Raw genomic sequence first — 4,344 nt, 5'->3', positions numbered from 1 at the left:
ACCAGATAGAAGAACTTTAGTTGCAGCTAAAGTCTGGGTCTCACCTTACCCGATTGGAGAGCTTATTATCCATACAAAGCATTTAAGAGTGATTCGCAACGCTTGGCAGTTTCGCTTCGCTCAAGTATAGCCAAGCGTCGCTCACACCTTAATGCGGCGTTATAGCGCTTTGATGATTTAAAGGTTGTAAGGTTCTCGAAAATTGCTGGCGTCAGTGTTTTTGAGTTCTATTCCTTAACCTGAATCAAGGTGGATAAGTCGTCGCAAACCAAGCAATTGTAGTTCTTTCAAATTATCTCGATTCATCAAATTCTGAAGCTTGGTTTTCGATTCGCTCCTCTAAATTTTCGACTGATCCGGTGTTTTGGGTTCTGTGGTCTGGTTGCAGAAGGTTTTGTTGGCTAAGATGCAGTTCATTGAGTGCAGGCTAAGTGGATTCATTGCCAAGCGAGTTTTTTGTTTGTATCGCTCTAACAAAAGCTTCAAACCGACAAACAACGCGTGGCATTTTTAGTTTGCGGTGAATTTTGTGTTTAAGGTGTAATGCAGCGGCTTGATTTGTGCGTTGTCTGCGGTTTAAGCTGGCGTTATAGCGCTTTGATAATTCAATGGTTGTAAGGCTCTCGAAAATTGCTGACTTCAGTGTTATTGAGTTCTATTCCTTAACTTGAATCAAGGTGGTAAATCCTCGCAAACCAAGGTGCAGTCAGATTTCAAAACCAATCTGCTCTATCAGATTTTGAAGTTTAGTTTCCGGCTAGCTTTCCTAAATTCTCGACTGAATCGGTGTTTTGGGCTTTGTGGTCTGGTTGCAGTCAGTTTTGTTGGCTAAGATGCTGTTCATTGAATGCAAGCTAATTGCTTCATTGCCAAGTTAAGTCTGTTTGCTTGTATCGCTACAACAAACAGTTCAAGCAGACCAAAAACGCGTGGCATTTTTATCTTGCGGTGAGTTTTGTGTTTAGGGTAGTTTGCAGAAACCGCATTTGTGCGTTTTTGGCTACTTAACTGGGCGTTAGCTTAATGGAGAAAGTTTTGACTAAAGTGGTCATAGGGATCTTGTCCCTAATAGTAACTACAGCGTATGTAATCGGTTTTTTATATGATGCTGCTTTTCTAGAGAAGCTAGGATTTGCTCACTATGAAATGATTGGAGACTCCTTGGAATACCTGTCTATCGGTGGCATGTATCTGTTTTTCAATTTCGCTTCAGGTATAGCATTTTTTATGTTCGTGGGCGCATTAATTGGTTGTGGATACATGCCTTTGAAAAGGTTTACAACAGCTAAAGCTAATTGGCTTAGTTCCTATATAGACTTGCAAAGTTTACCTTACATTCTAATTGGTTCACTTCCTGTCCTATTTTTAGCTTTGGTACCTGTGGTAAGTGATGCGAACGAACTAGCAGCTCAACATTTAAAATCTGAGGCAAATACGCAAGTCTGTACGCTATCTGAACAGCAGTGTTTCAAAGGTATTGTTGTAAAATATAGGGATGGAAAGTTGGTTTTTTTATCTAAGGATAAGTCTACTTATAATAGAGTCATTGTAATACCTGAAAAAAACATCGCTATTGTTCAGCAATTAAGCTAACAAACAATTCAAGCAGACCAAAAACGCGTGGCATTTTTAGTTTGCAGTGATTTTAGCGATTAAGGTGGCTTGCAGGAACGGCATTTGTGCGTTTTTGGCTACTTAATTGGGCGTTATAGCGCTTTGATAATTCAAGGTTTGTAAGGTTCTCGAAAATTGTTGGCTTAAGTGTTTTTGAGTTTGGTTGCTCAACCAGCATCAAGGTGGAAAAGTCGTCGTAAACCAAGTCGTTGCAAGCTTTCAAATCCAGTTATATTTACTGAGTTTTGAAGCTTTTCTCTAGGCTCGTTTCCCTAAATTCTCGACTGAATCGGTGTTTTGGTCTTTGTGGTCTGGTTGCAGTAAGTTTTGTTGGTTAAGATGCAGTTCATTGAATGCAAGCTAAGTGCTTCATTGCCAAGCGAGTTTTTTGTTTGTATCGCTCTAACAAAAGCTTCAAACCGACAAACAACGCGTGGCATTTTTAGTTTGCGGTGAATTTAGTGTTTAAGGCGTAATGCGGCAGCTTGTTTTGTGCGTTGTTTGCGGTTTAAGCTGGCGTTATGTGCTAGCGAAGAATAGTTGATATTTGGAGAAATAATTGGAATTTCTAGATTTTTTGCCTGCAATCATTACAGGTTTATTTATTGCTCCTTTCGGGGCTTACCTCAAAAAGCGAATGGACAATTTGGCAACCAATGATGACTTTGATGGTGCCCTAAAGCAGCTAAAGAAAAGCACAAAGGCAGTAGAGCAGGTTAAAAGTCAACTTAACGAAAGGTTCTGGGTTAAACAGCAAATTTGGGAAACCAAGCGAGTTGCTTATGAGGAACTAATTGTGTGCCTAAATACAAGTCAAAGGTATTTGAACGAGCTAGTAATTTACTTACATGAATATACCGATTGTTATGTGCATATTTCGAGTGTTTATCACGGGTTGTACGAAACCGAGGAAGAAGAGCAAAACGCTAAAAGCTATGATGCATACATAGACGGTGAGCAGCAGAAATTCAGAGAAAAATTTGAGTCTAAAGATGCAGTGGAATCACGTGACCGATTGATGAATGAGATGCAGGAAAGCATTAAGGCATTTGACAGCTCTTTTTCTGTTAAATCTATGTATTTATCAGCACATGCTGAAGAACTATCTGAATTGCTTACTCAACTCAAAAATCGAGTGTTCAATACAGATTTAAGTCAGGAGGATGACGAAAATCAAGCTGACTTCTATGAGCGTGTTCTGGAGCACTATCAACATTGCAAGCAGTTGAACACAGACTTATTGTCATTAACAAAAAAGTACGCAATTCAAGATCTTAATCTTTGAGTTCGCACATAACAATCTGTTTAAGAGTGATTCGCAACGCGTGGCATTTTTACTATGCGTTGGTTTTTGTGTTTAAGGTAGTATGCGGTAGCTTCGGTATAGCGTTGCTCACACCTTAACAGGGCGTTATAAATATTAGAGGCTTTATCGGTGATTTTTGATTTTTTTCGTAGACTTATGATCGGCAAACCCGGTGGGAAATTTGATCGATTAAACAAAAAGATTCTTGAAACCTCAAGAACGGAAACTAACGCTAAAAAGCTAGTTATCAGAAAACTTAAAGATCTCGAAAAGCGTTTGAATAAACATTTCCGTACTCGCGGCAAAGTTACTTCGTATGCAAAGAACATCCATGATAGTGAGCGAGTTCCCCCAATACATATAGTTACGTCAGTTTACGGCTTTGATGAGTTTGGGTTCCACAAATCAATTGAGTTGAATATTTGTTTTAATTTTAGCAGTACAGTGCATTATGAAAGCTTCACGGCTACGTATAGAGAGGGTTCAATTTATCTGACTTGTTCCGCTGTCGAGACGAAAGACATTAATGAGTTTTGTCAGGCTATCGAAACCGTAGTTGCCGAGAAGTATCAGTAGGTCAAAATATTTATAACAAGCAATTTAAGAGGGATTCACAACGCTTGGCACTTTTGCTTCTACTTCATTTTTAGCGTTTATGGCACAATGCTTTAGGTTTGGGTAGAGGCGTTGTTCACCCCTTAATTGGGCGTTAGCATCGCAAGGAAGTTATGGAATTTGTATTCGAGAACTCAGTTGTAAAAGTAAACTCAGAGGACATAGGGTCTGCTGGTGACGATGCTGATATTACTATTTCTGAAGAAATAGGCTTCGATCGCAGGACTACAGTTGAAATTACAGAAGGAAATTCGGTTACCCGAATAGCATTATTATGGTCGCATTTTTCCAGTACAGCAGAAGCTTCTTTACATTGGAATGAGGGTAGTCACGTTTTGTTTCTCGGAGCTGGTAGTGTTTCAGCGGTTATTGATATTTTAAATAAATGTATACTAGATATTAATTACCCAGAATTATTTTGGGGTTGGAAGCATCTGAAAGGAAACATTTTAGAACTAGGTGAGTTAGATTGCCGCTTGTATACCTCTAGTGGTCAGATTATAGGTCAAGCACCAGTAGATCCTCCATATGATTACAAGATAACTGATAAAGGTGTTTTCTTTTCCAGTATTGTTGCAGGTAAAACGAGTATCAAGTTAAAGCAATGCTAACAAACAGTTCAAGCAGACCAAAAACGCGTGGCATTTTTAGCTTGCGGTGAGTTTTGTGTTTAGGGTAGTTTGCAGAAACAGTATTTGTGCGTTTTTGGCTACTTAACTGGGCGTTATACGTCCGAGTACCCCACGTTTAGTAGACACTTTACTAAGTTAGATCTAGGGTCTAATTGAGAGGTGATTTATGGCTAAACA

General features: G+C 39.2%; 3 protein-coding genes. All 3 read left to right on the top strand.

The annotated features are described in order from the left end of the window. Positions 1 to 1,044: 1,044 nt before the first annotated feature. The 3 genes from Q8W40_RS27780 to Q8W40_RS27770 all read left to right on the top strand — a co-directional run bounded on the left by Q8W40_RS27780 (position 1,045) and on the right by Q8W40_RS27770 (position 4,146). Positions 1,045 to 1,593, top strand: a complete 549-nt coding sequence (locus Q8W40_RS27780; RefSeq protein WP_305402074.1) for a hypothetical protein — start codon at positions 1,045 to 1,047, stop codon at positions 1,591 to 1,593. Positions 1,594 to 2,173: 580 nt separating this feature from the next. Then, on the top strand, positions 2,174 to 2,899 hold the full coding sequence (locus Q8W40_RS27775; RefSeq protein WP_305402073.1) for a hypothetical protein: 726 nt from the start codon (positions 2,174 to 2,176) through the stop codon (positions 2,897 to 2,899). A 749-nt stretch (positions 2,900 to 3,648) separates the two neighbouring features. Beyond that, a complete protein-coding gene (locus tag Q8W40_RS27770; protein ID WP_305402072.1) occupies positions 3,649 to 4,146 on the top strand; it encodes a hypothetical protein in 498 nt (165 codons plus the stop codon). Positions 4,147 to 4,344 lie beyond the last annotated feature (198 nt).

This window comes from Vibrio penaeicida (assembly GCF_030689305.1).
GTDB classification, from domain to species: domain Bacteria; phylum Pseudomonadota; class Gammaproteobacteria; order Enterobacterales; family Vibrionaceae; genus Vibrio; species Vibrio penaeicida_B.
Note: the sequence above shows the minus strand (reverse complement) of the source record. Positions and strands in the feature narration are given on the sequence as shown.

Bases quoted from the DNA above. Each gene is read 5' to 3' on its own strand.
- Q8W40_RS27770 (WP_305402072.1), top strand. From the start codon at position 3,649: ATGGAATTTGTATTCGAGAACTCAGTTGTAAAAGTAAACTCAGAGGAC.